At 61.6% G+C, this 25,969-nt stretch carries 25 protein-coding genes and 1 pseudogene; 10 read left to right on the forward strand and 16 right to left on the reverse strand.

Features of this window, described 5'->3' with window-relative positions; genetic code table 11:
- Positions 1–44: 44 nt before the first annotated feature.
- Positions 45–1,394, reverse strand: coding sequence for a tryptophan--tRNA ligase (locus tag ABIE20_RS05425; protein WP_429503420.1), 1,350 nt, complete (start codon positions 1,392–1,394; stop codon positions 45–47).
- A 24-nt stretch (positions 1,395–1,418) separates the two neighbouring features.
- Positions 1,419–2,057, reverse strand: a pseudogene (locus tag ABIE20_RS05430) (alpha/beta hydrolase); the annotation flags it as partial.
- 132 nt (positions 2,058–2,189) lie between these two features.
- Here ABIE20_RS05430 and ABIE20_RS05435 point away from each other — a divergent pair.
- Positions 2,190–2,624 carry a YhcB family protein gene (locus ABIE20_RS05435; RefSeq protein ID WP_038998843.1) on the forward strand — a complete coding sequence of 145 codons (435 nt, stop codon included), beginning with the start codon at positions 2,190–2,192 and terminating at the stop codon, positions 2,622–2,624.
- A 154-nt stretch (positions 2,625–2,778) separates the two neighbouring features.
- Here ABIE20_RS05435 and mdeB read toward each other — a convergent pair whose 3' ends face one another.
- Together mdeB and ABIE20_RS05445 are read right to left on the reverse strand one after the other, a co-directional pair.
- Complete coding sequence (mdeB, locus tag ABIE20_RS05440) at positions 2,779–5,475, reverse strand: alpha-ketoglutarate dehydrogenase (RefSeq protein ID WP_429503422.1); 2,697 nt, start codon at positions 5,473–5,475, stop codon at positions 2,779–2,781.
- A gap of 37 nt (positions 5,476–5,512) precedes the next feature.
- Entirely contained in the window at positions 5,513–6,709 is a 1,197-nt protein-coding gene (locus ABIE20_RS05445; RefSeq protein WP_429503424.1) for a methionine gamma-lyase, read from the reverse strand.
- Between the two features lie 128 nt (positions 6,710–6,837).
- On the opposite strand from ABIE20_RS05445, the gene ABIE20_RS05450 reads away from it, so the two are divergent.
- The 3 genes from ABIE20_RS05450 (at position 6,838) to ABIE20_RS05460 (ending at position 8,027) form a co-directional block, all read left to right on the forward strand.
- Positions 6,838–7,317: an Lrp/AsnC family transcriptional regulator gene (locus ABIE20_RS05450; RefSeq protein WP_429503426.1), complete on the forward strand. Its 480-nt coding sequence runs from the start codon at positions 6,838–6,840 to the stop codon at positions 7,315–7,317.
- A gap of 219 nt (positions 7,318–7,536) precedes the next feature.
- Entirely contained in the window at positions 7,537–7,770 is a 234-nt protein-coding gene (locus tag ABIE20_RS05455) for a hypothetical protein (RefSeq protein WP_429503428.1), read from the forward strand.
- A complete protein-coding gene (locus ABIE20_RS05460) occupies positions 7,767–8,027 on the forward strand; it encodes a bacteriocin immunity protein (RefSeq protein WP_429503430.1) in 261 nt (86 codons plus the stop codon). The genes ABIE20_RS05455 and ABIE20_RS05460 overlap by 4 nt, the downstream gene beginning before the upstream one ends.
- 98 nt (positions 8,028–8,125) lie before the next feature.
- Here the strand turns inward: ABIE20_RS05460 and cysN are convergent, their stop codons facing one another.
- The 4 genes from cysN to ABIE20_RS05480 all read right to left on the reverse strand — a co-directional run bounded on the left by cysN (position 8,126) and on the right by ABIE20_RS05480 (position 12,337).
- A complete protein-coding gene (gene cysN / locus ABIE20_RS05465; RefSeq protein WP_429503432.1) occupies positions 8,126–10,027 on the reverse strand; it encodes a sulfate adenylyltransferase subunit CysN in 1,902 nt (633 codons plus the stop codon).
- 53 nt (positions 10,028–10,080) lie between these two features.
- Complete coding sequence (locus tag ABIE20_RS05470) at positions 10,081–10,422, reverse strand: four helix bundle protein (RefSeq protein WP_429503434.1); 342 nt, start codon at positions 10,420–10,422, stop codon at positions 10,081–10,083.
- A gap of 102 nt (positions 10,423–10,524) precedes the next feature.
- Entirely contained in the window at positions 10,525–11,442 is a 918-nt protein-coding gene (gene cysD / locus ABIE20_RS05475) for a sulfate adenylyltransferase subunit CysD (protein WP_038998836.1), read from the reverse strand.
- 136 nt (positions 11,443–11,578) lie between these two features.
- Entirely contained in the window at positions 11,579–12,337 is a 759-nt protein-coding gene (locus ABIE20_RS05480) for a Nif3-like dinuclear metal center hexameric protein (RefSeq protein WP_429503437.1), read from the reverse strand.
- A 229-nt stretch (positions 12,338–12,566) separates the two neighbouring features.
- On the opposite strand from ABIE20_RS05480, the gene algW reads away from it, so the two are divergent.
- Positions 12,567–13,724, forward strand: coding sequence for a Do family serine endopeptidase AlgW (algW, locus tag ABIE20_RS05485; protein ID WP_010220741.1), 1,158 nt, complete (start codon positions 12,567–12,569; stop codon positions 13,722–13,724).
- Positions 13,725–13,838: 114 nt separating this feature from the next.
- Here the strand turns inward: algW and ABIE20_RS05490 are convergent, their stop codons facing one another.
- The 4 genes from ABIE20_RS05490 to ABIE20_RS05505 form a co-directional block, all read right to left on the reverse strand.
- Entirely contained in the window at positions 13,839–14,603 is a 765-nt protein-coding gene (locus ABIE20_RS05490) for an amino acid ABC transporter ATP-binding protein (protein WP_429503439.1), read from the reverse strand.
- Positions 14,604–14,613: 10 nt separating this feature from the next.
- Positions 14,614–15,711: an amino acid ABC transporter permease gene (locus ABIE20_RS05495; protein WP_429503441.1), complete on the reverse strand. Its 1,098-nt coding sequence runs from the start codon at positions 15,709–15,711 to the stop codon at positions 14,614–14,616.
- A gap of 10 nt (positions 15,712–15,721) precedes the next feature.
- Complete coding sequence (locus ABIE20_RS05500) at positions 15,722–16,900, reverse strand: amino acid ABC transporter permease (RefSeq protein WP_429503443.1); 1,179 nt, start codon at positions 16,898–16,900, stop codon at positions 15,722–15,724.
- A 67-nt stretch (positions 16,901–16,967) separates the two neighbouring features.
- Positions 16,968–17,996 (reverse strand): amino acid ABC transporter substrate-binding protein, encoded by a 1,029-nt coding sequence (locus ABIE20_RS05505; protein ID WP_038998832.1) that lies wholly within the window; start codon positions 17,994–17,996, stop codon positions 16,968–16,970.
- 335 nt (positions 17,997–18,331) lie between these two features.
- On the opposite strand from ABIE20_RS05505, the gene ABIE20_RS05510 reads away from it, so the two are divergent.
- From ABIE20_RS05510 to ABIE20_RS05530, 5 genes are all read left to right on the forward strand, one after another.
- A complete protein-coding gene (locus ABIE20_RS05510) occupies positions 18,332–18,988 on the forward strand; it encodes an alpha/beta hydrolase (protein ID WP_429503446.1) in 657 nt (218 codons plus the stop codon).
- A 102-nt stretch (positions 18,989–19,090) separates the two neighbouring features.
- Positions 19,091–20,530 carry an ATP-dependent RNA helicase RhlB gene (gene rhlB / locus ABIE20_RS05515; protein WP_429503448.1) on the forward strand — a complete coding sequence of 480 codons (1,440 nt, stop codon included), beginning with the start codon at positions 19,091–19,093 and terminating at the stop codon, positions 20,528–20,530.
- Between the two features lie 155 nt (positions 20,531–20,685).
- Positions 20,686–21,636 carry an ornithine cyclodeaminase family protein gene (locus ABIE20_RS05520; RefSeq protein WP_429503450.1) on the forward strand — a complete coding sequence of 317 codons (951 nt, stop codon included), beginning with the start codon at positions 20,686–20,688 and terminating at the stop codon, positions 21,634–21,636.
- Positions 21,637–21,646: 10 nt separating this feature from the next.
- Entirely contained in the window at positions 21,647–22,777 is a 1,131-nt protein-coding gene (locus ABIE20_RS05525) for an NAD(P)/FAD-dependent oxidoreductase (protein WP_429503451.1), read from the forward strand.
- Between the two features lie 73 nt (positions 22,778–22,850).
- Positions 22,851–23,477, forward strand: a complete 627-nt coding sequence (locus ABIE20_RS05530) for a helix-turn-helix transcriptional regulator (protein WP_045197259.1) — start codon at positions 22,851–22,853, stop codon at positions 23,475–23,477.
- Positions 23,478–23,506: 29 nt separating this feature from the next.
- Here the strand turns inward: ABIE20_RS05530 and ABIE20_RS05535 are convergent, their stop codons facing one another.
- The 4 genes from ABIE20_RS05535 to moaC form a co-directional block, all read right to left on the reverse strand.
- Positions 23,507–24,283 (reverse strand): ABC transporter substrate-binding protein, encoded by a 777-nt coding sequence (locus ABIE20_RS05535; RefSeq protein ID WP_429503453.1) that lies wholly within the window; start codon positions 24,281–24,283, stop codon positions 23,507–23,509.
- Between the two features lie 200 nt (positions 24,284–24,483).
- Positions 24,484–24,930 carry a molybdopterin synthase catalytic subunit MoaE gene (gene moaE, locus ABIE20_RS05540; protein ID WP_429503455.1) on the reverse strand — a complete coding sequence of 149 codons (447 nt, stop codon included), beginning with the start codon at positions 24,928–24,930 and terminating at the stop codon, positions 24,484–24,486.
- 2 nt (positions 24,931–24,932) lie between these two features.
- Positions 24,933–25,178: a molybdopterin converting factor subunit 1 gene (gene moaD, locus ABIE20_RS05545; protein ID WP_429503457.1), complete on the reverse strand. Its 246-nt coding sequence runs from the start codon at positions 25,176–25,178 to the stop codon at positions 24,933–24,935.
- Positions 25,175–25,651, reverse strand: a complete 477-nt coding sequence (moaC, locus tag ABIE20_RS05550) for a cyclic pyranopterin monophosphate synthase MoaC (RefSeq protein ID WP_010220726.1) — start codon at positions 25,649–25,651, stop codon at positions 25,175–25,177. Before moaC ends, moaD begins: the two co-directional genes overlap by 4 nt.
- Positions 25,652–25,969 lie beyond the last annotated feature (318 nt).

Consider the following 25,969-nt stretch of genomic DNA (forward strand, 5'->3'; position numbering starts at 1 on the left):
AGCGACGGCCCGGGATAATGGCAATCAGACTTCCGATAAGCCGTTCAGTCCTGCTGGGGCACCAGGGCCGCGCGCAGGGTTTCGATGGCGCTGTCGCGAGCAGCCGCATCGGCGAATTGCGGACCATCGCCGACACACTCGCCCTCCAGCCACAGGCTGAAGCCCAGGCCTTCGTGACGCACGTCGAGCTCTGCGCCCTGCTGCAATTGCTTGCTCACGGCACCCGCGGTCTTGCCGTCGGCGAAGTTACGCGACAACAGCAACTGCTCGCCATCGGCGGCCAGCAGACGGAAGCGGAAGCTGCCGTCGTCTTCGCGGAAGCTGACGAAGCGCGCGGTCTTGGCCGCCTTCTTCTTGACCTGGGCAGTCGCCTGCTCGACGTTGCGGAACGAGCGCAGCCCGACCGCTTCACGCAGTTGCTCAAGGAACGGCGTGGCCACCTTGCGGGCTTTCTGCGCACCGGCCAGGAGGATGTCCTCGAGGTCGGCCGGGCGGCTGATCAGCTGGTGATAACGCTCGCGTGGCTCGCTCAGCTGGCCATCGAGCAGCTGGAACAGGCGCTGCTTGGCTTCGCCCCAACCCAGGCCCTGCAGCAGTTCGCTGCGGAACTCATCGGCCTGGGAGGCGGTAGCGAAGGCCTGGAACAGGGTGAACAGGTGCGAGTTGTCAGGGTCCTTGGCTTCGCCCGGGGCGCGGGAGTCGGTAACGATGCGCGAGATGGCATCCTTCATGTCCTTGGCGCTGGTGAACAACGGGATGGTGTTGTCGTAGCTCTTGGACATCTTGCGACCGTCCAGGCCCGGCAGCGTGGCGACGCTTTCCTCGATCAGCGCTTCGGGCATGGCAAAGAATTCCTTGCCCTGGCCGAACAGGTGGTTGAAGCGCTGGCCGATGTCGCGGGCCATCTCCACGTGCTGGATCTGGTCGCGGCCGACCGGCACCTTGTTGGCGTTGAACATCAGGATGTCGGCGGCCATCAGTACCGGGTAGCTGTACAGGCCCATGCTGATGCCGGCATCCGGGTCTTCACCGTTCTCGACGTTCTTGTCCACCGACGCCTTGTAGGCATGCGCGCGGTTGAGCAGGCCCTTGGCCGCAACGCAGGTCAGCAGCCAGGTCAGCTCGGGGATTTCCGGGATATCGGACTGGCGATAGAAAGTTACACGTTCCGGGTCCAGGCCACCGGCCAGCCAGGTCGCGGCGATTTCCAGACGCGAGCGCTGGATGCGCTGCGGGTCATCGCACTTGATCAGGGCGTGGTAGTCGGCCAGAAAATAGAACGAGTCGACACCCGGTTCACGGCTGGCGAGGATCGCCGGGCGGATGGCACCGGCGTAGTTGCCCAGGTGAGGCGTGCCCGTGGTGGTGATACCGGTAAGGATGCGCGTAGTCATGGGTAATCGCTTATCAGGCTTGTATCAGTTCGAAAGGCGTGGCAGCACCAGGTCCTTGAGGTCGGTGAGCTTGCCATGGAAAAAGTGTCCGCATTCTGCCACTTTCAGCAGCTCATGGGGGCGCGGCAGTGCGTCGGACCAATCGTAGACGATCTGCGGATCGATCACTTCGTCGGTTTCCGGCTGGATCACGCTGAGCTCGCCGTGCCGGGGCACAGGGTTGGCCCCCAGGCGCATCACCGCCGGGGCAACCATGAACAGGTGCTTGAGCTTGATGCCTTGGGCTTCCAGGCGACCGCCGAGGCTGGCGGCGACAAAGCCACCGAAGGAAAAGCCCATCAGGGTCAACGGCAGCTCGGGGTGTTGTTCGCGCAGCCAGCTGAGCGCTGCCTCGGCGTCGTCCACTTCGCCGCTGCCCATGTCGTGGCTGCCAGCGCTCTGACCAACGCCGCGGTAATTGAAACGCAGGGTGATGTAGCCGGCATCGCGGGCGGTGCGCTGCAGCATCGACACCACCTTGTTCATCATGGTGCCACCCTGTACCGGGTTGGGATGGCACAGCAGCACGACGCCACGGGCGTCGGCAACATCGAGGTACAAGGCTTCCAGTTGGCCGACCGGGCCATCGATGAATACGGGGGTTTCGCGGATAAGCAAGGGTAAACTCCGTGACCTCGGAAAGGGTCGACTCGTCTAGCTGAATGATTCTGTCTGAGATATTTGCGATCGTTCGCGGTATACAGCGCAGGTCCGAGCCGTTAACGTAAAGCAAAGCCGTTTATAGAGGAAGGACTCGTGGAACTCTCGCTCTTAGTTTGGTTGTTGCCGACCCTGGCCCTCGTCGTGGGTGTCGTCGTTGGTTTCCTGGTCGCCCGCCTGCTGCCCAATGCCGCACCGAGCAGCACCCAGCGTCAGCTGGATGATATCCAGGAACGTTTCGACAGCTACCAGAATGAGGTGGTTACTCACTTCAACAGTACGGCTGCGCTGGTCAAGAAACTGACCCAAAGCTACCAGGACGTCCAGGATCACCTGGCCGAAGGTGCCAACCGCCTGGCCCTGGACGAACTTACCCGCCAGCGCCTGCTGGCCGCCCTGCACTCCGAAGCCGTGCAGCCTGCGCGTGATCGCCTGACCCCGCCGAAGGACACCGAGGTGCCGCGCGACTACGCACCAAAAGCGCCCAACGCACCGGGCATGCTCGATGAGCATTACGGGCTCAAGCGCTGAGCAAATGGAAAGGCCCCTGTGAGGGGCCTTTTTTATCAGCGTCGCCTGCATTGCGAGCGCTATGCGCTCGATCGCTGGCAAGGCCAGCTCCCACAGGGTCATTTGTGGGAGCCGGACTTGCCGGCGATGGGCTACGCAGTAGCCCCGGTAAGCCTCAGCAATACCAGGGCGCCTCCCCCTCCCGGTAACCGTACTTCTCCCGCGCCTCATCCAGCACCCGCCGCTCAACTCCTCCCTGGCGCACCAGGCTGTGCAAGCTGGCCAGAACAATACTGAAGCGATCGACCTCGAAGAACCGCCGCAGCTGCTGGCGGGTATCGCTACGGCCAAAGCCGTCAGTGCCAAGCGTCATATAAGGTGCTTGTACATATTCAGCAATCAATTGCGGCCAGGCCCGCACGTAGTCGGTTGCCGCAATCACCGGCGCGTCACCGTCCAGGCAGCGCTGCACATGGCTCAGATCAGCACTGCCCTGCCCCAACCGGCCGGCGCGATCTACATCTCGCGCCTCACGCGCCAGCTCGCTGAAGCTGGTGACACTGAACACTTCACTGGCAACCTGCCAGTCGCTGGCCAGCAGTTCACTGGCAGCAATGACTTCACGCAGAATCGCCCCGGAGCCCAGCAGGCGCACCCGCCCCTGGGCAGCCGGCACCTGCTGTTCGACATAACGGTACATGCCGCGCAAGACCTCTTCATGCACCTGCGCCGGCAGGGATGGCTGTGGATAGTTTTCGTTCATCACCGCGACGTAATGGAATTCATCGCGCTGTTCAGTGAGCATGCGCCGCGCCGCGTACTCGAGGATCACCGCCAGCTCGCCAGCAAAGCACGGCTCCCAGGCCCGGCAGTTGGGCACCATCGAGGCCATCACCAGGCTTGAACCGTCCTGGTGCTGCAATCCTTCCCCGCCCAGCGTGGTGCGCCCGGCAGTGGCGCCCAGCAGCAGGCCACGGGCGCGTTGGTCGGCGGCGGCCCAGATCAAATCACCGACGCGCTGGAAGCCGAACATCGAGTAATAGATGTACACCGGCAGCATCGGTTCGCCATGCACCGCGTAGGACGTTGCCGCCGCTACCCAGGAAGAAATCGCCCCGGCCTCGGTAATGCCCTCCTCCAGCAGTTGGCCATCACGCGCCTCCTTGTAGGACAGCAGCGAACCTGCGTCTTCCGGCTCATAGCACTGCCCCAGGGGAGAGTAGATGCCGATCTGGCGGAACAGGCTGGCCATGCCGAAGGTGCGCGCCTCATCGGCCACTATCGGCACCACGCGCGGCCCCAACTGCGGCGCCTTCAGCCAGGCACTGAGCATGCGCACTGCGGCCATGGTGGTGGACATTTCCTTGCCGTCGGCCTGCAGGGCGAAACCGCCCATGGCCTCCAGCGGCGGTACCGACACCGGGCGCGCTTCACTGCGCCGGGCAGGCAGCGGACCACCGAGGGCGGCGCGACGCTCACGCAGATAGCGCATTTCGGCGCTGTCCGGGGCCGGGCGATAGAACTGCAACTGTTCGACCTCGGCGTCCGACAGTGGCAAATGAAAACGATCACGAAAGGCCAGCAACGCCTGCACGTCGAGCTTCTTGGCCTGGTGCGCGGTCATCCGCGATTCACCGGCGGCGCTCATGCCGTAGCCCTTCTTGGTCTTGGCCAGAATCACCGTCGGCCGGCCTTTGCAGGCCTTGGCGGCGGCGAAGGCAGCGTACAGTTTGCGAAAATCGTGGCCACCGCGTTTTAACGCATTGATCTCGGCCGAGCTCATGTGCTCGACCAGTTTCTGCAAGGCCGGTTGCTGATTGAAAAAGTGCTCGAGGTTGTAGGCGCCATCCTTGGCCCCGAGGTTCTGAAACTGCCCGTCGGGGGTCGCCGCCAACTGGCGCAACAGCACGTGTTCGGTGTCGCGGGCGAACAGGGCGTCCCACTCCGAGCCCCAGAGCACCTTGATCACGTTCCATCCCGCGCCACTGAACAGCGCCTCCAGCTCCTGGATGATCTGGCCATTGCCGCGCACCGGGCCGTCCAGGCGCTGCAGGTTGCAGTTGACCACGAAAGTCAGGTTATCCAATTGCTCGCGGGCGGCCAGGGTCAGGCCGGCAATCGACTCCGGCTCGTCCATCTCGCCATCGCCGAACACGCCCCAGACGTGCCGGGCACGGGTATCGAGCAACTGGCGGTTGTGCAGGTAGCGCATGAACCGCGCCTGGTAGATCGCGTTGAGCGGCCCGATGCCCATGGAGCCGGTCGGAAACTGCCAGAAGTCCGGCATCAGCCACGGGTGCGGGTAGGAACACAGGCCATTGCCGGCCACCTCCTGCCGGTAACTGGCCAGTTGCTCTTCGCTTAAACGGCCTTCAAGGAAGGCCCGGGCATAAATGCCCGGCGCCGAATGCGGCTGGAAGAACACCAGGTCAGCGCTACGTTGCTCGCCGCCCGTCTCACCGCGAAAAAAATGCTGAAAGCCAACTTCGAAAATTTCTGCAGCCGAGGCATAACTGGCGATGTGCCCACCGAGGTCGCCATAGGCGTGATTGGCCCGCATGACCATGGCCAGGGCGTTCCAGCGCAGGATGCTGGTGATGCGCTCATCGAGCTCCAGATCACCCGGATAAACGCCCTGCTGCTCCACCGACAAAGTATTGCGATAGGCCGAAAAGGCCTGCGCCTCACGCTCCAGGCCCAGCTCACGGGCGTGAGCTTCCAGTTGCTTGAGTAGAAAGCGGGCACGCTCCGGGCCGCAGTGCAGCAGGGTCGAATCCAGCGCGTCCAGCCACTCGGCGGTCTCTTCCGGGTCACTGTCCTGCTGCGGATCGCCCGGGCGCCGCAGCACACCTTCGCCAGGCACAAGGTTCATCATTGCCACCATTGCATTGACCTCGTCCGTGAAGGGTTCAGGCGCAGGCCTTGAGCGCCTGTTGAATATCCGCCAGCAGGTCGTCGATGTCCTCCAGCCCCACCGAAAGTCTTACCAGCCCTTCGGAAATGCCGTACTGCGCACGCTCCTCTGGGGTATAGCTGGAGTGGGTCATGCTTGCCGGGTGCTGGGCCAGGGATTCGGCATCGCCAAGACTGACGGCACGGCTGAACAGCTGCAGGGCATTCATGAAACGCCTGCCGGCAGTGATGCCGCCCTTGAGTTCGAACGCGATCATGCCGCCAGGCAAACGCATCTGTCGTTGCGCCAGCTCATATTGTGCAAAGCCGGGCAGGCCGGGGTAATTGAGCATTTCAACTTCCGGCTGTTGCTCGAGGAATTCGGCAATGGCCTGGGCATTGCTGCAGTGGCGCTCCATGCGCAAGTTCAGGGTTTTCATCCCGCGCATCAGCAAGGCGGCGTCATGGGGCGACATCACTGCACCGGTCATGTCCTTCAAGCCTTCCAGACGAATCCGATCCACCAGCGCCTTGCGCCCCACCACCAGGCCAGCAGTGATATCGCCATGGCCACTGAGGTATTTGGTCGCCGAATGCACCACCAGGTCGGCGCCCAGCTCAAGCGGTCGCTGCAGGTACGGGGTGCAGTAGGTGTTGTCGACCACCACGTTGATATCGTGCTGGTGCGCAAGCGCGGCCACGGCAGTGATATCGGTCATTTGCATATTGGGGTTGGCCGGGGTTTCGAAATAGATCACCCGGGTATTGCCGTTGATCGCCGCAGCGACAGCCTGCAGGTCGCTCATGTCGACATGCCGGACCTTGACCCCGAACTCGCCGATACCATGGTGTAAAAAGGCAAAGGTGCAGCCGTACAGGGTGCGCCCCACCAGCACCTCGTCGCCGGGGCGCAGCAGGGTCCACAGGGTCGCGGTAATCGCGCCCATTCCCGAAGCCAGCGCCAGGCCGGCCTCGCCGCCTTCGAGCGAGGCCATGCGTTGTTCCAGCAGGGCCAAGGTAGGGTTGGAAATCCGGCTGTAGAAATGTCCTGCCTGTTCCCCGGCGAAGCAGGCAGCACCGTACTCGACAGTCGGAAAAGCAAAGGTCGCGGTCTGGTAGATCGGTGGCACCAGGGCACCACTGTGTTCCAGTGGATCGTAACCGTGGTGAATGGCGCGGGTGGCAAAACCTGAATTGTTATTGGAGCCGCTCATGGCAAACAGCCTCTAGTGGTTTGTTATAAGCTTATGCCACTGAGGTGCTGATTTTTTTCCAAATGTAGCCGTCCTTGCGGAAGGTTATTGACATAAAAACAACGATTTCAGACCACGGAGGGTAAAACATGCCTACAACCATCGATCGCACCGATCGAGCGTTGCTCGCGGCCTTGCAAGACAACGCGCGCTTGACGGTTTCCGAGCTGGCCGACCAGGTCGCACTGACCACCTCGCCGTGCTGGCGACGGATCAAGCTATTGGAAGAGTCCGGCTACATCATCGGCTACCAGGCCATCCTTTCGCCCAAGTCGCTGGGCTTTGGCGTGACCGCGTTCGTCAGCATCATGATGGACTCGCACACCAAGGAAATGGCCCGCGCCTTCGAACAGCGGCTGATGGAAATCCCCGAGATCGTCGCCTGCCACAACATCTCCGGGCGCTATGACTTCCTGCTGGAAATCCTTGCCCGCGACCTTGAGTCATTCGGTGAGTTTGCCCGCGAAGTGCTGCAGACCTTGCCCGGGGTGAAGGAGATTTACTCGAGCTTCTCGTTCAAGGCGGTGAAGGAGAAGCGGGTGATTCCGGTGTCGGAAAAGCACATCTGAGTTCGAATCCCGCTCCTACAATGTGGGAGCGGGCTTGCCCCGCGATTTTCCCGCTACATCGCCCTGTAGGAAGCAAATTTCTCGCTGCTCAGAAAATCCTGACTCCGACTGCCACCCCGCACGACAGACTTCCCCACCTGTAAATCTGCATCCTGTGCGCAAGACGCACCAGGAAGCATTTCACTGGCGCCCACCGTCAACAACCAAGGGATGTTCTGAATGACCTTAAGCACCGATGCGCCTTTCACCTCTCCCTTCTCACAAGCGAACCTGGCCCGAATGCAGAAAGGCTATCCGCCCCGCGCGCCATTTTCAGAAACGGTCAAGAATCGCCGTTCTTATGAAATGCGCCATATCGTGCCAACGAGCGAGGGCGGTGCACTGTATGACCTGGACAACCTGCGAATCCTGACACCCAAACAATGCATCAGCCTCTATGGTGATCCGCAATGATGCTGCTCCATAGCGGGTTTGCTGATTACACGGCGACCGAGTTCGAATTGTTGATCGAGAACATTATCGAGGCCGCTGGCAACGAACTCTATCAGGACACCTTGCTTGAGCACTTCATTGCAGTGACGGAACATCCAGAGGGCTCGGACCTGATTTTTTACCCGGCCAGCGGTCAGGAGCCAACGCCGCAGAAAATTATGAAGCAGATCCTGGAGTGGCGAGTAGCCAACGGCAGGCCTGGACTGAAGGTGGGCTAAATGAGGGCCCATCGCGGGGCAAGCCCAACACTACCGTGCGATGAATTCGGCCAACAAAAAGCCCCACCGAGGTGGGGCTTTTTGTTCAGCGCCAGCGCTTAGATCGCGCCACGCTTGCGCAGCAGGTCCAGCACTTGCTTGACGCCGTCTTCCAGGCTGACGTTCTGGGTGTCGATCACCAGGTCCGCATCCAGCGGTACGTCATACGGGAAGCTTTCGCCCGGGATGTTGTCGCCGCCGGCGGCATACAGGCCCTGCGGGTCGCGCTCGCGGCACGCCAGAGGCGAAGCCTGGACATAGACCGTGAGCAAGCGTTCCTTGCCGATCAGCGCCTTGGCCTGTTCGCGGCCTTCGGCGTCCGGGGCGACGAAGGCGGCCAGGGTCAGCAGGCCGGCTTCGTTGAACTGACGCGCAACGTGCGCGGCACGACGCCAGTTCTCGGTACGCCCGGCGCGGTCCTGCGGCAGGCCCTTGTTCAGGTCGTGACGCAGGTTCTGACCATCGAGCACATACACGGCACGGCCCATGTCGAACAGCTTGCGCTCCACGGCGTAGGCCAGGGTGCTCTTGCCCGCGCCCGAGAGGCCGCTGAACAGCACGGTGGCCGGCTGCTGGCCGAAGCGCAGGGCACGTTCTGCGGTGTCCACGTGGGCCAGTTTGCCGTGCTGGCCGACGCTGCCATGGGGCACAACCGGTGGCGCGATGATCATGCCGGCGCCGACGGTGCCGTTGGTCAGGCGGTCGATGACGATGAAGGCGCCGGTGGTGCGGTTGCTGTCATAGCCGTCCAGCGCAATCGGCGCGTCGAGGCTGACCTTGACCTTGCCGATCTCGTTGAGCTGCAGGGCACTGGCAGCGCCCTGCTCCAGGGTGTTGACATCGACCTTGTGGGCGATGCTGGCAATCGAGCCCGGCACATAGCTGGTGGCGCGCTTGATGTCGTATTTCTTGCCCGGCAACATTGGCTCTTCAGCCATCCACACCAACATGGCGTCGAACTGATCGGTCACCGGCGGGACGTTGTCGGCATGCACCAGCAGGTCGCCACGGGAGATGTCGATCTCGTCTTCCATGGTCAGGGTCACGGCCTGGCCGGGGCCGGCGTTTTCCAGTTCACCTTCGAAGGTGACAATGGACTTGACCCGGCTGCTCTTGCCCGACGGCAGCACGACGATTTCATCGCCCTTGTGCACCACGCCGCTGGCCAGGGTACCGGCAAAACCACGGAAGTTCAGGTTCGGGCGGTTAACGTACTGCACCGGGAAACGCAGGTCGGTGAAGTTGCGGTCGGCCGCAACTTCGACGGTTTCAAGGATTTCCATCAGCGCCGGGCCCGTGTACCACGGCGAACGCTCGCTGCGGTTGACCACGTTGTCGCCCTTGAGCGCCGACATCGGCACGAAGTGCAGGCTGCTCGGGCTCATGTTGATGGCATCGGCGAACTTCAGGTAGTCGGCCTTGATGCTCTCGAACACGCCCTCGTCAAAGCCTTTGAGGTCCATCTTGTTGACCGCGACGACGATGTGCTTGATGCCCAGCAACGAGGCAATGTAGCTGTGCCGGCGGGTCTGGGTCTGCACGCCGTAGCGGGCATCGACGAGGATGATCGCCAGGTCGCAGGTCGACGCACCGGTGGCCATGTTGCGGGTGTACTGCTCGTGGCCCGGGGTGTCGGCGATGATGAACTTGCGCTTGGCGGTAGAGAAGTAGCGGTAGGCCACATCGATGGTGATGCCCTGCTCGCGCTCGGCCTGCAGGCCATCGACCAGCAGCGCCAGGTCGATGTCGTCACCGGTGGTGCCGACTTTCTTCGAATCGCGGGTGATGGCTTCCAGATGGTCTTCGTAGATCATCTTCGAGTCGTGCAGCAGGCGCCCGATCAGGGTGCTCTTGCCGTCGTCGACGTTACCGCAGGTGAGAAAGCGCAGCAGCTCTTTACGTTCGTGCTGGGCCAGGTAAGCGAGGATGTCCTCGCTGATCAGATCAGATTGGTGGCTCATTACATTCAAGCTCCAAGCTGTAAGCTTCAAGCGGCAAGCTTGTCGGCATACAACTAGTCAGAAATTTTGTTGATCAACCCGCTCAGCATTCTTGAAAGCTCACGAGTCTCTGAAATCCACTCATTCGACAAAGGCTTTGGCAGATAGCCTACCTCTCCCCCGATGATGATCTGCGTACGCAACTCACCGCAGGACGCCTTGGCAATACACAGATAGCGAACCTTTTCTTTTGCCGTTCTGCGCTCCATGCCTTCGGCGATATTCGACGGAACGGAAAGTGCCGCCCGGGTGATCTGATCCTTGAATCCAAGATCCCGGCACACCCTCTGCTGCGTGTAAATCGCTACCGCCAAATCTTTGCTTCTCTGCCAAACAGCAAGCTTCTCAAAGTCCATTGTTAAGCACTCTCACGCACCCACAATGGGGCGGCAGCCGACAAAACCCAGAAGCTACGCACCTTGCTTCCAACTTGCAGCTTGCCGCTTGTAACTTGAAGCTTAGAAGTACCCTTGCCGTTTTTTGTCTTCCATGGAGCCGGCGCCATCGTGGTCGATGACACGGCCCTGGCGCTCGGAAGTGCGCGTCAGGAGCATTTCCTGAATGATGTCGGTGAGGCTTTCGGCCTCCGACTCCACAGCGCCCGTCAACGGGTAGCAGCCAAGGGTACGGAAACGCACCTTCTTCTTGACGATACGGGCCTTTTCTTCCTCCGATAGGTGCTCGAGGATGCGCGCGTCGTCGATCATAATCAGGGTACCGTTCTTCTCGATCACTTCACGCTCGGCAGCGAAGTACAGCGGCACGATCGGGATGCCTTCGAGGTAGATGTACTGCCAGATGTCCAGCTCGGTCCAGTTCGACAGCGGGAACACGCGAATCGACTCGCCCTTGTTGACCTTGCCGTTGTAGACGTTCCACAGCTCCGGACGCTGGTTCTTCGGGTCCCAGCGGTGCTTGCTGTCACGGAACGAGTAGACCCGTTCCTTGGCCCGCGACTTCTCTTCGTCGCGGCGCGCGCCACCGAAGGCGGCGTCGAAGCCGTATTTGTCGAGCGCCTGCTTGAGGCCCTCGGTCTTCATGATGTCGGTGTGCTTGGCACTGCCGTGGGTGAACGGGTTTATACCCTGGGCGACGCCGTCCGGGTTGACGTGAGTGATCAGCTCCAGGCCCATTTCCTCGACCATCTTGTCGCGGAAGCTGTACATCTCCTGGAATTTCCACTGGGTGTCGACGTGCATCACCGGGAACGGCAGCTTGCCCGGGAAGAAGGCCTTGCGCGCCAGGTGCAGCATCACGGCCGAGTCCTTGCCAATCGAGTACAGCATCACCGGGTTATCGAACTCGGCGGCCACCTCACGAATGATGTGGATGCTTTCCGCCTCCAACTGTTTCAAATGCGTCAGTTTGTCGACCATGGTTACTCACGGAAATACGATCTTATGGACGGCCAGCGGGCCGTGTTCGAGCGGGCCACTTTATCACAGCACCCGATTCTATTTAGGCAGCCAACTAGAACGAAACAGTATAAGAATATGCCCTGCCGTTTTAGCTTTATATAGGGTTCGGACAGTCGATGAACAGGTGCTCCAGGGCAAACCGTCGGGCCAGGTAATCGCCCAGCGCCTGCACCCCATAGCGCTCCGTGGCATGGTGGCCAGCGGCGATGAAACTGATGCCGTTCTCGCGGGCGCTGTGGAAGGTTTGCTCGGAGGCTTCGCCACTCAGGTACAGGTCGACGCCGGCGGCAATCGCCTGGTCGATGTAGCCCTGGCCGCCGCCGGTGCACCAGCCAACCCGACGGATGATCTGCTCGCCTTCGATCAGCAGCGGCTCGCGGCCCATCACCTCCTGCACCTTGCGGGCAAAATCCCGCGTTGACATCGGTTCGGCGAGCGAGCCGACCAGGCCGACGATACGTGGGTTCTGCGGGTCCAGCGGGCCTTCGACGGTGATGTCGAGCTGACGCGCCAGTTGCACGTTGTTACCTACTTCCGGGTGCAGATCCAGCGGCAGGTGGTAGGACAGCAGGCTCAAGTCGTTTTTCAACAGGGTTTTCAACCGGCGCTGCTTCATGCCGGTGATGCACGGGTTCTCGCCCTTCCAGAAATAGCCGTGGTGCACCAGCACCAGGTCGGCGTCGGCCTCGACCGCGGCGTCGAGCAAGGCCTGGCTTGCGGTAACACCGCTGACGATGCGGGTCACCTGCGGGCGGCCCTCGACCTGCAGGCCGTTGGGGCAGTAGTCCTGGATTTTGGCGCTGCCGAGGTAGCGTTCGGCTTCCTCGACCAGGGTACTCAGGGCAACAGCCATGGAAAGACTCCTCATTTTCGCAGTTCAGCGCGGCCCAAGGCCCCGTATAATGACCGCCATTATGGGCCGTCGCCGGGTTTGGGGAAACCGACGGCAGTTGCCTGGGGGCCTGCATTGTTGGCTTTCGTGACGATTTAACAGTTCCTGCACAAGCTGCAGCGCAGTATGATCGCGCGCGTTCACGCTCCCAGCTGTCATCGGCCCTCTGCCAACTCCCAGGATTCGTTCAATGTTCAAGGCTTTGCGTTACTTTGGCTGGCCGCTGCTGGTCGGCGTGCTGATCGCCCTGTTGGTCATCCAGCGCTTTCCGCAATGGGTCGGCCTGCCCAGCCAGGACGTCAACCTGCAGCAAGCTCCGCAGACCACGCGGATCATGCAGGGGCCGGTGTCCTACGCCGACGCCGTGAGCATCGCCGCCCCGGCGGTGGCCAACCTGTACACCACCAAGGTGGTCAACAAGACCGCCCACCCGCTGTTCGAAGACCCGCAGTTCCGCCGCTTCTTCGGTGACAACCTGCCCAAGCAGCGCCGCTGGGAGTCGAGCCTGGGGTCGGCAGTGATCATGAGCCCGGAAGGCTACCTGCTGACCAACAACCACGTGACCTCCGGTGCCGACCAGATCGTGGTGGCGCTCAAGGACGGCCGCGAAACACTGGCGCGGGTCATCGGCAGCGACCCGGAAACCGACCTGGCAGTGCTGAAGATCGACCTGAAGAACCTGCCGTCGATCACTATCGGCCGCTCCGACAATATTCACATCGGCGACGTCGCCCTGGCCATCGGCAACCCCTTCGGTGTCGGCCAGACCGTGACCATGGGCATCATCAGCGCCACCGGGCGCAACCAGTTGGGCCTGAACAACTACGAAGACTTCATCCAGACTGACGCCGCAATCAACCCGGGCAACTCCGGTGGCGCGCTGGTCGACGCCAACGGCAACCTGACCGGTATCAACACGGCGATCTTCTCCAAGTCCGGAGGCTCGCAAGGCATCGGCTTTGCCATCCCGACCAAGCTGGCGCTGGAGGTAATGAAGTCGATTATCGAGCACGGCCAGGTGATTCGTGGCTGGCTGGGTATCGAGGTGCAGCCGCTGAGCCAGGAACTGGCCGAGTCGTTCGGCATGCAGGGGCGCCCGGGCATTGTCGTGGCGGGGATTTTCCGTGATGGTCCGGCGCAGAAGGCCGGCCTGGAGCTGGGTGACGTGATCCTCAGCATCAATGGCGAACCAGCCGGCGATGGTCGCCGCTCGATGAACCAGGTGGCGCGGATCAAGCCCAATGACAAGGTAGCGATTCAGGTCATGCGCAACGGCAAGGAGCTCAAGCTGACCGCCGAGATCGGCTTGCGTCCGCCGCCGGCACCGGCGGCCAAAGAAGAAAACTGACCTTCTACAAAGAAGCGGGCTGTTTCACAGCCCATCGCCGGCAAGGCCGGCTCCTACAGATCCAGTGTGTGAGCCGGCCTTGCCGGCGATGGGCTGCAAAGCAGCCCCAATGGGTCAGTGCAGAATCTGGCTCAAGAACAACTTGGTCCGCTCATTCTGCGGCCGGTCGAAGAAGTCGTCCGGCGCTGCCTGCTCCACAATCTCGCCCTTGTCCATAAAGATCACCCGGTTCGCTACGGTGCGGGCAAAGCCCATCTCGTGGGTCACGCAGAGCATGGTCATGCCATCTTCGGCAAGGCCAACCATGGTATCGAGCACTTCCTTGACCATCTCCGGGTCCAGCGCCGAGGTCGGTTCGTCGAAGAGCATGATCTTTGGCTTCATGCACAGCGCCCGGGCAATCGCTACCCGTTGCTGCTGACCACCGGAAAGCTGCCCCGGAAACTTGTTGGCCTGCTCCGGAATACGTACCCGTTCAAGATAGTGCATGGCGATTTCCTCGGCCTTGCGCTTGGGCATCTTGCGCACCCACATCGGCGCCAGGGTGCAGTTCTGCAGGATGGTCAGGTGCGGGAACAGGTTGAAATGCTGGAACACCATGCCGACTTCGCGGCGGATCGCTTCGATCTGCTTGAGGTCGTTGGTCAGCTCCACGCCATCGACGACGATGCGCCCCTGCTGGTGCTCTTCCAGGCGGTTGAGGCAGCGGATGGTGGTCGACTTGCCCGAGCCCGACGGCCCGCACAGCACAATGCGCTCGCCCTGACGCACGTTCAGGTTGATGTCCTTGAGCACGTGGAACTGGCCGTACCACTTGTTCACGCCCTGCATCTGAATAATGCCTTCAGGGCTCACAGGCTGTTTGATCACTTCACTCATGGGAACACTCCTAACGCTTGTGGCCTGTGTCCAGCTTGCGCTCCAGATGCATGGAGTAGCGGGACATACCGAAACAGAAAATCCAGAAAACCAGGGCGGCAAACACATAGCCCTCGGTCGCCATGCCCAGCCAGGCCGGGTCGGCAGCGGCCTGCTTGACGCTGTTGAGCAGGTCAAAGAGGCCGATGATGATCACCAGGCTCGTGTCCTTGAACAGGGCAATGAAGGTGTTGACGATGCCGGGGATTACCAGCTTCAGGGCTTGCGGCAGAATCACCAGGCCCATCGAGCGCCAGTAGCCCAGGCCCATGGCCGCAGCGGCTTCGTACTGGCCTTTGGGAATGGCCTGCAGGCCGCCGCGCACCACTTCGGCGATGTACGCCGACTGGAACAGAATCACCCCGATCATGGCCCGCAGCAGCTTGTCGAAGCTCATGCCTTCAGGCAGGAACAACGGCAGCATCACCGAGGACATGAACAGCACGGTAATCAGCGGCACACCACGCCAGAACTCGATGAAGGTCACGCAGACCACCTTCACCGCCGGCATGTTCGAACGCCGCCCCAATGCCAGCAGAATCCCCAGCGGCAAGGCCCCGACGATACCCACGGTGGCGATCACCAGGGTCAGCATCAGCCCGCCCCACTGGTTGGTCGGTACCGTGGCCAGGCCCAGGTAACCGCCGTGCAGCAGGGTGTAGGCGATGATCGGGTACAGCACCAGGAAACCCAGGCCGTAAACCGCCTTGCGCGGGAAGCGCGAGATGAACAACGGTGCGGCGCCGATGACCGCCAGCCAGACGGTCAGGTCGACACGCCAGCGCAGTTCGCTCGGGTAATAGCCGTACATGAACTGGCCGAAGCGCTGCTGGATGAACACCCAGCAGGCGCCCTCCTTGGTGCAATCGGCGCGGGTGGTGCCCACCCAGTTGGCGTCGAAGATCGACCACTGCAGCAACGGCGGTACGATCAGCCACACCAGGTACACGGCAAACAGCGTCAGCAGGGTGTTGAGCCAGCTGGAGAACAGGTTGGCGCGCATCCAGGCCATTACGCCGACGGCTTTGACCGGTGGCGGCATATCAGGTTTGAAAACATGGGTACTCATGCGCTTGTCCTCACCGCTCGATCAGCGCAATGCGCTTGTTGTACCAGTTCATCAGCAGGGAAATGCTGATGCTGATGGCCAGATAGACGCTCATGGTGATGGCGATCACCTCGATGGCCTGGCCGGTCTGGTTGAGCACGGTACCGGCGAACAGCGAGACCATTTCCGGGTAGCCGATACCGGCCGCCAGCGAAGAGTTCTTCGCCAGGTTCAGGTACTGGCTGGTCAGCGGCGGAATGATCACCCGCAGTGCCTGGGGAATGATCACCTTGCGCAGCGTCGGTCCTTCGCGCAGCCCCAGGGAGCGGGCCGCCTCGGTCTGGCCGTAGCTCACCGAACGGATGCCGGAGCGCACGATTTCGGCAATGAACGCCGCGGTATAGATGGTCAGCGCCAGGGTCAGGGCCAGCAGTTCCGGAATCAGCACCCAGCCGCCGACGAAGTTGAAGCCCTTGAGCTGCGGCATCTCCCAGTGCACCGGCGCGCCGAACAGCAACACGCACAACGCCGGAATGCCGAAGAACAGGAACAGACCGACCCAGAATTTGTGGAACGGCTCGCCGGTGGCCTCAAAGCGCCGGTTGGCCAGACGCACCATCACCACAATGGCGAGGATTGCCAGTGCCACGGCGACGACGAATGGCCAGAATCCTTCGGCCATGGCAGCACCGGGCATGTTCAGGCCCCGGTTGCTGATAAAGAAGGTGTCGTTGAGATTGATGCTACCCCGCGGTCCCGGCAGGGTCAGGAACACCGCGAAGTACCAGAACAGGATCTGCAGCAGCGGTGGGATGTTACGGAAAGTCTCGACATATACGGTGGCCAGCTTGCTGATCATCCAGTTCGGTGACAGTCGTGCCACACCGATGATGAAGCCCAGCAGGGTCGCGAGGATGATGCCGATGAAAGTTACCAGCAGGGTGTTGAGCAGGCCGATGACGAAGACCCGCGCATAACTGTCCTGTTCGGTATAGGGGATCAGGTGCTGGGCGATGCCGAAGCCGGCACTGCGTTCGAGAAAGTCGAAGCCCGAAGTGATCCCGCGGTGCTGCAGGTTGGTCTGGGTATTGTGAAACAGGTACCAGCCCAGACCGACCACCGCGACCACGGTGATAATCTGGAACAGCCACGCACGCACACGTGGATCGCTCAGGGATAGTCCCTTGGGTGCGCCGATATTATTTTGCATGTAATGCCCCGCAAGGAAGGGAACCGAACAGCCTGCGGCGGCCGGATGCCGCCGCAGGCCGCAACCGTCAGCGCACCGGTGGCGCGTACTGGATGCCGCCGTTGTTCCACAGGGCGTTCAGACCGCGGTCGATTTGCAGTGGGGTTTCCTTGCCCAGGTTTTTCTCGAAGACTTCGCCGTAGTTGCCGACCTGCTTGACGATCTGCACTACCCAGTCCTTCGGCAGTTTCAGGTCTTTGCCGTACTCGCCGTCAGCGCCGAGCATGCGGGCTACGTCAGGGTTCTTGGTGGCCTTGGCTTCGGCTTCGACGTTTTTCGAGCTGATGCCCATCTCTTCGGCATTGAGCATGGCGAACAGGGTCCACTTGACGATGCTGAACCACTCTTCATCGCCTTTGCGCACCACCGGGCCCAGTGGTTCCTTGGAGATGGTCTCTGGCAGCACCACGTAATCGGCCGGGGCGGCCAGCTTGGAGCGTTGTGCGTAGAGCTGCGACTTGTCCGAGGTGAGTACGTCGCAACGGCCGGACTCCAGCGACTTGGCGCTCTCGTCGGAGGTGTCGAAGGTGATCGGGGTGTATTTCAGGCCGTTGGCGCGGAAGTAGTCGGAGACGTTGAGTTCGGTGGTGGTACCGGCCTGGATGCAGATGGTTGCACCGTCCAGTTCCTTGGCGCTGGAAACGCCGAGCTTCTTGTTGACCAGAAAACCGATGCCGTCGTAGTAGGTAACACCGGCGAACACCAGGCCCATGCCGGCGTCGCGCGAGCTGGTCCAGGTGGTGTTGCGCGACAGCACGTCGACTTCGCCGGACTGCAGCGCGGTGAAGCGCTCCTTGGCGTTGAGCTGGCTGAACTTGACCTTCTTGGCGTCGCCGAATACCGCTGCGGCGACCGCGCGGCAGACGTCGGCGTCGATGCCGACGATGTTGCCCTTGGCATCCGGTACCGAGAAGCCCGGCAAACCGTCACTGACGCCACATTGAACGAATCCCTTCTTCTGTACTGCGTCCAGGGTCGCACCTGCCTGTGCGAAACCGCTGATACCCAACGCGGTAGCAGCGGTAACCACTGCCAGTGTGGATTTCAACATCTTCATTCAAACCTCCAGTTTTGCTCTTGTTGTGTGAGCCGGGATTGCACCGCACCCTTATGAGGCGCATCCGACCCGTGTTGGCTTGTTTTTGGGTCAATTGGCGCAATGCGCTGTTCTGTGACAGCCTTGGGGACCGCTAACGGGTGTTACCGTCCAAAACGTGTAACCTCGCATCAGGAGTTTCATAGCAAAGCGCGTACCACACTGGAGGGCTAAAGCGTTTCAGTTAACGTCAATAGGAAAACTTGCAACGTTGCGACAGGTTTTTCCCGGATTTACCCGACGCGCCTTCATTTCATGCACGCAAACAAGAGCGCGCGCACACTTTCGGAGCAGTCATGACCCACCCGCTGATTCTCGAACCACAAAACACCGCAGATGCCTGTGTGATCTGGTTGCACGGCCTGGGGGCCGATCGTTACGACTTCATGCCGGTTGCCGAAGCCCTGCAGGAGGTTTTGCTGAGCACTCGCTTCGTCATGCCCCAGGCGCCAAACCGGCCGGTAACCATCAACGGTGGCTATGCAATGCCCAGCTGGTACGACATCAAGGCCATGAGCCCGGCGCGGGCCATTGATGAAGACCAGTTGCAGGAATCGGCCGAACAGGTGATCGCGCTGATCAAGGCCGAGCAGGCCAAGGGCGTGGCCCTGTCGCGGATCATCCTCGCCGGCTTCTCCCAGGGCGGCGCGGTGGTGCTGCACACTGCCTATATAAAGTGGCAAGAAGCACTGGGCGGGGTAATTGCCCTGTCGACCTATGCCCCGACCTTCACCGAGGAACGCGAACTGAGCGCCTGCCAGCAACGCACCCCGGCTCTGTGCCTGCATGGTGTGTACGATCCCGTGGTAGTGCCATCCATGGGCCGTTCGGCTTATGAGCATCTGAATAACTGGGGCGTCAACGCCAAGTGGGCTGAGTACCCGATGGAGCACGAAGTGCTGCCGGAAGAAATTCGCGATATCGCCGACTGGCTGACCGAACGCCTGCGCTAAAAGAAGCGTTCCCTGTAGTTGTCAGTGCAATCCACTACGCCGCGCCCGATTCTTGCATTACACTGCCCGGCGTACATTCCTTAACCAATTGATGAGATGACCGTGCTCAAAGCACTCAAGAAGATGTTCGGCAAGAGCGAGGTTGAGCAACTCGCCACCGAAACCGCTGCCCCCGTGAAGCAGCCGCCCGCAGCACCCCAGGCCCCTGCCCCGTCGGCTCCGCTCGAGACCGAGGCCGCAGCCCCTGCGCCGGTCCCGGTCCCCGCCGAAAAACCGGTCGAGGCCAAGCCGCGCCGTGAGCGCAAGCCCAAGCCCGCCGCCTCCACCTGGAAGCTCGAAGATTTCGCCGTCGAACCGCAGGAAGGCAAGACCCGTTTCCATGACTTCAAGCTCTCGCCCGAGCTGATGCATGCGATCCACGACCTCGGCTTCCCGTACTGCACGCCGATCCAGGCACAAGTGCTGGGCTACACCCTGCGTGGCAAAGACGCCATCGGCCGGGCCCAGACCGGTACCGGCAAGACCGCGGCTTTCCTGATTTCGATCATCACCCAGTTGCAGCAAACCCCGCCGCCGAAAGAGCGCTACATGGGCGAGCCACGGGCGCTGATCATCGCCCCGACCCGCGAGCTGGTGGTACAGATCGCCAAGGACGCCGCGGCGCTGACCAAATACACCGGCCTCAACGTCATGACCTTCGTCGGCGGTATGGACTTCGACAAGCAGCTCAAGGCCCTCGAAGCCCGCCACTGCGACATCCTGGTCGCCACCCCGGGCCGCCTGCTGGACTTCAACCAGCGCGGCGAAGCACACCTGGACATGGTCGAGGTGCTGGTGCTGGACGAAGCCGACCGCATGCTCGACATGGGCTTCATCCCCCAGGTGCGGCAGATCATCCGCCAGACCCCGCCCAAGAGCGAACGCCAGACCCTGCTGTTCTCGGCTACCTTCACCGAAGACGTGATGAACCTGGCCAAGCAGTGGACCACCGACCCTGCCATCGTCGAGATCGAGCCGGAGAACGTCGCCAGCGAAACCGTCGAGCAGCACGTCTATGCCGTGGCCGGCAGCGACAAGTACAAGCTGCTGTACAACCTTGTGACCGAGAACAAATGGGAACGGGTGATGGTCTTTGCCAACCGCAAGGATGAAGTGCGGCGCATCGAAGAACGCCTGGTGCGCGATGGCGTCAACGCCGCCCAGCTGTCGGGCGACGTGCCGCAGCACAAGCGGATCAAAACCCTCGAGAGCTTTCGCGAAGGGCGCATCACCGTGCTGGTGGCCACCGACGTGGCTGGCCGCGGTATCCACATCGACGGCATCAGCCATGTGATCAACTTCACCCTGCCGGAAGACCCGGACGATTACGTACACCGCATTGGTCGTACCGGTCGTGCCGGCACCAGCGGCGTGTCGATCAGCTTCGCCGGTGAGGATGACTCCTACCAGTTACCGGCGATCGAAGAGCTGCTGGGGCGCAAGATCAGTTGCGAAATGCCGCCGACCGAACTGCTCAAGCCGGTACCGCGCAAGCATCACTGATTGCGGTAACACCCATCGCGGGGCAAGCCCATTCCTACATCACCCTGTAGGAGCGGGCTTGCCCCGCGATGCTTTTCAGCCTTTTTAAACCTGGCCATATTGCCCAAATGAACTAAAAGTCCATAATAGACAAAATAGTTCATATGGAGCTTCGCATGTCTGCGCCTCTCGTCATCGATCAACAGCACGCTCGCCAACTGCTCGCCCAGGTGGATGTTCCGCAGATCCTGCGCAACCTGTTCCGTGACCTGGCGGCCGGGCAAGCGGTACAGCCGCCCCAGCAGCTGGTGGAGTTCCCCGCAGGCAAAGGCGACTTCATCAACTACGGTGGTGTCCTGGCCGAACAGCGCGTGTACGGGGTCAAGACCTCGCCCTACATCGTCCGCGAGCAGGGCCCGCTGGTCACCGCCTGGACCCTGTTGATGTCCATGGACAGCGGCCAGCCCCTGCTGCTGTGCGATGCCGGTGAGCTGACCACCGCGCGCACCGCCGCCACTACCGCCGTCGCCGTCGATGCCCTGGCAGCCAGCGAGGCCCGGCGCCTGACCATCATCGGCAGCGGCCCGATTGCCCGCGCCCACTTGCATTACGCCCGCAGCCTGCGCCCATGGCAGGACATCCGCCTGTACTCGCCAAGCCTGGGCCGCCAATCCGCCGAACAGCGTCAGGTCCTGAGCGATCTCGACCCGCGCCTGGTGTTCAGTGAAAGCCTGGAGCAGGCTGTGCTGGATGCCGACGTGATCATGCTCTGTACTTCCTCCGCCACCCCGGTGCTCGACCCACGCCAGTTGAGCAAGCCCGCACTGATCACCTCGATCAGCACCAACGCGGTGCGCGCCCACGAAGTGCCGCCAGCGGCTCTGAGCGAGATGGACGTTTACTGCGATTACCGCGTAACCACCCCCGGCAGCGCCGGCGAGATGCGCATCGCCGCCGAGCAACATGGCTGGCAAACCGAAGCGATCGTCGGCGATCTGGCGCAATTGATCAGTGGTGCGGCGCAGAAGCCTAACTACCAGCGCCACGCCTTTTTCCGCTCCATCGGCCTGGGCCTGGAAGACATCGCCCTGGCCAACGCCCTGTACCGCCTGCAACGCGCCGACTGAGGAAACCTTCATGCAACAGGCTGATTTCATCATCATCGGCGCCGGTATTGCCGGTGCCTCCACCGGCTACTGGCTGGCCGGCCACGGCCGGGTACTGCTGCTTGAGCGCGAGTCGCAGCCCGGTTACCACTCCACCGGCCGCTCGGCAGCGCTGTACACCGCCGCTTATGGCACGCCGCAGGTGCGCGCGCTGACCCTGGCCAGCCGGGCGTTTTTCGACCAACCGCCGGCGGGTTTCGCCGAGCACCCGCTGCTCAGCCCACGCGGGGAAATGACCGTCGACCTCAATGGCGACCCTGAAGAGCTGCAGCGCCAGTACCAGAGCGCCAAGGCCTGCGTGCCTGAGGTCGAACTGCTCAGCGCCGAACAAGCCTGCGCGCGCCTGCCGGTGCTGCGCCGCGACAAAGTGCATGGCGCCCTGTACGACCCGAGCGCCAGCGACATCGACACCGACGCCCTGCACCAGGGGTATCTGCGCGGCATTCGTCGCCAGCAGGGCGAAGTGCACAGCGATTGCGAAGTACAGCACCTGAGCCGCGACGCCGAAGGCCTCTGGCACGTGCAGACCAGCCGCGGCACGTTCAGCGCCCCGGTGCTGATCAACGCCGCCGGGGCCTGGGCCGACAAGGTCGGCGAACTGGCTGGCGCCCGGCCGCTGGGACTGCAGCCAAAGCGTCGCGCCGCGTTCATCTTCGCCGGCCCCGATGGCATCGACAGCCATGCCTGGCCGATGCTGGTCAGCCTCGATGAGTCGTTCTACATGAAGCCCGACGCCGGCATGCTGCTCGGCTCACCGGCCAATGCCGATCCGGTCGAGCCCCACGATGTGCAGGCCGAAGAGCTGGACATCGCCATGGGCATCTACCAGATCGAAGAAGCCACTACCCTGAGCATTCGTCGCCCGACTCGTACCTGGGCCGGGCTGCGCAGCTTCGTCGCTGACGGCGACCTGGTGGCCGGCTTCGATCCACAGGTACCCGGGCTGTTCTGGGTGGCCGCGCAAGGAGGCTATGGTATCCAGACCTCGCCGGCCATGGGCCAGGCCAGCGCCGCCCTGGTGCGCGGTGAAGACGTGCCTGACACCCTCAAGGGCTTTGGCCTCAACGCCGCGATGCTGTCGCCACGCCGCCTGCAAGGGTGACGCCCGGCCGCGATTGCGGCACACTCCCAGCGCCCTGTCGCAAGGGCGCTGACACCGCCTGGAGCCCGTCCGAATGCCCACACCCCAAGCCGATCCCGTCCTGCACAACTACCGGGCCATCGCCGACGCCATCGCCACCCTGTTCTTCCCCCACGCCGAAGTGGTGCTGCACGATTTACGCAGCCAGAAGATCGACTACATCGCCAACAACCTGTCCAAGCGCGAGATTGGCGACGATGCAGCGCTGGAGGACATGTTCGAGGAAGGTACCGACGAGACCAACATCGGCCCCTACGAAAAACTCAACTGGGACGGCCAGAAGATCCGCTCGCTGAGCACCGTACTGCGCGACCCGGCCGGCAAGCCGCTGGCGGTGCTGTGCATCAACCTGAATATTTCCCTGTTCGAAAACGCCAAGGCGGCGCTCGATCTGTTCCTCTCGCCAAGCAAGCTGATCCCGCAGCCCGATGCGCTGTTTCGCGATGACTGGCAGGAGCGCATCAACACCTTCCTCAACAGCTGGCTGCGCCAGCGGCAACTGAGCCTCAACCTGCTCAGCCGCGACCACAAGCGCGAGCTGGTGCTGGCCCTGCACGCCGAGGGCGCGTTCAAGGGCAAGAGCGCGGCCAACTATGTGGCCAATGTACTGGGGATGGGACGGGCGACGGTGTACAAACACCTGAAGGAACTCAAGGCCTGATCACGCTCAGGCCTTGAGTAAAGCGGCGATCAGTCGCCGTAAATATCAGACTTGAAGTACTTGGCCTGGATCTTCTGGTACTCGCCGTTGGCGCGAATGGCGTCGATGGCCTGGTTGAGCCTGCTGACCAGCTCGCCGTTGCCTTTGCGCACGGCAATCCCGGCACCTTCACCGACGTATTTCGGATCTTTCAGCTCAGGGCCGGTAAAGGCATAGTCCGCGCCGCGTGGCATCGACAGGAAGTCTTCCAGCGGGATGGTGTCGGCAAAAATCGCATCGACCCGCCCGGATGCCAGGTCCATGTAGATTTCTTCGTTGTTGCCGTAACGCTGGACCTTGATGCCCTTGGGTTCGAACACTTCGGTGGCGTAGCGATCAGTGGTGGTCGCGCGCTGCACGCCAACCGTCTTGCCCTTGAGGCTCGCGTACTGGTCATCGACCACCGCACCTTTCTTCATCACCAGCCGCGATGAAGTGAAATAGTACTTGTGGGTGAAGTCCACGGATTTCTTGCGTTCTTCGCTGATGGTCATCGACGACAGGGCGGCGTCGATTTTCTTCACTTTCAGCGAAGGGATCAGACCGTCGAACTCGACCTCTTTCCACTCACACTTGACCTGCATCTGGGCGCACAGGGCATTGCCGATGTCGTAGTCGAAACCGACGATCTGGCCCTTGTCATTCTTCGAGGCAAAGGGTGGGTAGGCGGCTTCGATGCCGAGGCGCAGGGTATCCCCAGCGGCGAACAGACTGCTGCTGGCCACCAGGCTCAAGGCCAGACCGCTGATCAGGGTGAACTTGTTCATGACAGGTCTCTCTCGCTCGTTGTTGGAGGTGTGTTGCAAGACAGAGGAATAGGGGCAGGCAAGGGTCGGCCTGGAATTATTTTGTACTCATAATTCCATACTGGACTTTTTGGTATGATAATTCAACAAGCAAAAGCATCGCGGGGCAAGCCCGCTCCTACCTTGATCCCTGTAGGAGCGGGCTTGCCCCGCGATCAGATTTACCAGCGCCCGGCAGCCTCTTCATCACTCAGCTTGCCTTCAACCCAGCGCGGGCCGTCGCCGGTCTGTTCCTTCTTCCAGAACGGCGCGCGGGTTTTCAGGTAGTCCATGATGAAATTGCAGGCATCGAACGCGGCTTGTCGATGGGCGCTGGCGACACCGACAAAAACGATCGGCTCACCCGGCTCAAGGCCGCCGATGCGGTGCAGCACCTCGACCTTGAGCAGCGGCCAGCGCTGCTCGGCTTCAACCACGATCTTGGCCAGGGCCTTCTCGGTCATGCCCGGATAATGCTCGAGGAACATCCCCGCCACGTCCTGGCCATCATTGAAGTCGCGCACGTAGCCGACAAAACCGACCACCGCGCCGACACCGACGTTGGCCGCATGCATCGCATTGACTTCAGTACCCGGGTCGAAGGGCTCGCTCTGGACTCGAACGCTCATGCTCAACCTCCGGTCACAGGCGGGAAGAACGCCACTTCGTCACCGTCTTCAAGCGGCTCATCCAGCTTGCACAACTCTTCATTGCGCGCGCACATCAGGTTCTGTTCGCTCAGCACCTGGTACTGACCGCCCTTGGCCACCAGCGCATCACGAACATCTGCAAGCGTCGCGAACTCACCCGCAAGCCGCTCGACATCAACCCCCAGAACTTCCCGATAACGGGCGAAATACATCACCTTGATGCTCATTTCACTTCATCCGCCTGGTAATGACCGCTCTTGCCGCCGAGCTTTTCCAGCACACGCACGCCGTCGATGATCATGCCGCGATCGACCGCCTTGCACATGTCATAGATGGTCAGCGCCGCGACGCTGGCAGCGGTCAGCGCTTCCATTTCTACCCCGGTCTGCCCGGCCAGCTTGCAGCGGGCGACGATATAGACGGTGTCGTTGCCTTCGGCGCTGAGCTCGACCTTGACGCTGGTCAGCAGCAACGGGTGGCACAACGGGATCAGGTCGCTGGTCTTCTTCGCCGCCTGGATACCGGCAATGCGCGCCACGGCAAACACGTCACCCTTGGGGTGTTCGCCTTCGACGATCATCTGCAGGGTTTGCGGGAGCATGCGCACCCGCGCTTCGGCCACGGCCTCACGCGACGTCACGGCTTTATCGGTGACGTCGACCATGTTGGCGCGACCTTGGGAATCGAGATGAGTCAGCACAGCTTTCCTCCTGTTCAGGAGCAAAGAGTGTAAACCCTGGGGTCAGGTCTTCGAAGCGAAAAATAGCCTGGGCCGGCGTCAAGGCGCTTTATTGGGGTGTACGGCTGAATATAGGTTTTGCGTTGCGAGAATTAAAGGTTGCCATACCAAGAATTAATTCAACCGGATCACCCTGCACATGAAATAGAAAAAACTCTAACTTGCTGATACTTAAAACACATTAAACCCATGAATATTCTTACAACCTTATAAGAATTCACTGACAACACCTAACATTGACTTTGACCAGAGCAAAATTATCCTCACACATGAGGCCAT

The organism is Pseudomonas sp. 2835 (genome assembly GCF_050435905.1).
In the GTDB taxonomy this organism is placed as follows: domain Bacteria; phylum Pseudomonadota; class Gammaproteobacteria; order Pseudomonadales; family Pseudomonadaceae; genus Aquipseudomonas.

Coding starts and splice junctions, on each gene's coding strand:
- ABIE20_RS05425 (WP_429503420.1), bottom strand. CDS start 1,394: ATGACTACGCGCATCCTTACCGGTATCACCACCACGGGCACGCCTCAC.
- mdeB (WP_429503422.1), bottom strand. CDS start 5,475: ATGAACCTTGTGCCTGGCGAAGGTGTGCTGCGGCGCCCGGGCGATCCG.
- ABIE20_RS05445 (WP_429503424.1), bottom strand. CDS start 6,709: ATGAGCGGCTCCAATAACAATTCAGGTTTTGCCACCCGCGCCATTCAC.
- ABIE20_RS05450 (WP_429503426.1), top strand. CDS start 6,838: ATGCCTACAACCATCGATCGCACCGATCGAGCGTTGCTCGCGGCCTTG.
- ABIE20_RS05455 (WP_429503428.1), top strand. CDS start 7,537: ATGACCTTAAGCACCGATGCGCCTTTCACCTCTCCCTTCTCACAAGCG.
- ABIE20_RS05460 (WP_429503430.1), top strand. CDS start 7,767: ATGATGCTGCTCCATAGCGGGTTTGCTGATTACACGGCGACCGAGTTC.
- cysN (WP_429503432.1), bottom strand. CDS start 10,027: ATGAGCCACCAATCTGATCTGATCAGCGAGGACATCCTCGCTTACCTG.
- ABIE20_RS05470 (WP_429503434.1), bottom strand. CDS start 10,422: ATGGACTTTGAGAAGCTTGCTGTTTGGCAGAGAAGCAAAGATTTGGCG.
- cysD (WP_038998836.1), bottom strand. CDS start 11,442: ATGGTCGACAAACTGACGCATTTGAAACAGTTGGAGGCGGAAAGCATC.
- ABIE20_RS05480 (WP_429503437.1), bottom strand. CDS start 12,337: ATGGCTGTTGCCCTGAGTACCCTGGTCGAGGAAGCCGAACGCTACCTC.
- algW (WP_010220741.1), top strand. CDS start 12,567: ATGTTCAAGGCTTTGCGTTACTTTGGCTGGCCGCTGCTGGTCGGCGTG.
- ABIE20_RS05490 (WP_429503439.1), bottom strand. CDS start 14,603: ATGAGTGAAGTGATCAAACAGCCTGTGAGCCCTGAAGGCATTATTCAG.
- ABIE20_RS05495 (WP_429503441.1), bottom strand. CDS start 15,711: ATGAGTACCCATGTTTTCAAACCTGATATGCCGCCACCGGTCAAAGCC.
- ABIE20_RS05500 (WP_429503443.1), bottom strand. CDS start 16,900: ATGCAAAATAATATCGGCGCACCCAAGGGACTATCCCTGAGCGATCCA.
- ABIE20_RS05505 (WP_038998832.1), bottom strand. CDS start 17,996: ATGAAGATGTTGAAATCCACACTGGCAGTGGTTACCGCTGCTACCGCG.
- ABIE20_RS05510 (WP_429503446.1), top strand. CDS start 18,332: ATGACCCACCCGCTGATTCTCGAACCACAAAACACCGCAGATGCCTGT.
- ABIE20_RS05520 (WP_429503450.1), top strand. CDS start 20,686: ATGTCTGCGCCTCTCGTCATCGATCAACAGCACGCTCGCCAACTGCTC.
- ABIE20_RS05525 (WP_429503451.1), top strand. CDS start 21,647: ATGCAACAGGCTGATTTCATCATCATCGGCGCCGGTATTGCCGGTGCC.
- ABIE20_RS05530 (WP_045197259.1), top strand. CDS start 22,851: ATGCCCACACCCCAAGCCGATCCCGTCCTGCACAACTACCGGGCCATC.
- ABIE20_RS05535 (WP_429503453.1), bottom strand. CDS start 24,283: ATGAACAAGTTCACCCTGATCAGCGGTCTGGCCTTGAGCCTGGTGGCC.
- moaE (WP_429503455.1), bottom strand. CDS start 24,930: ATGAGCGTTCGAGTCCAGAGCGAGCCCTTCGACCCGGGTACTGAAGTC.
- moaD (WP_429503457.1), bottom strand. CDS start 25,178: ATGAGCATCAAGGTGATGTATTTCGCCCGTTATCGGGAAGTTCTGGGG.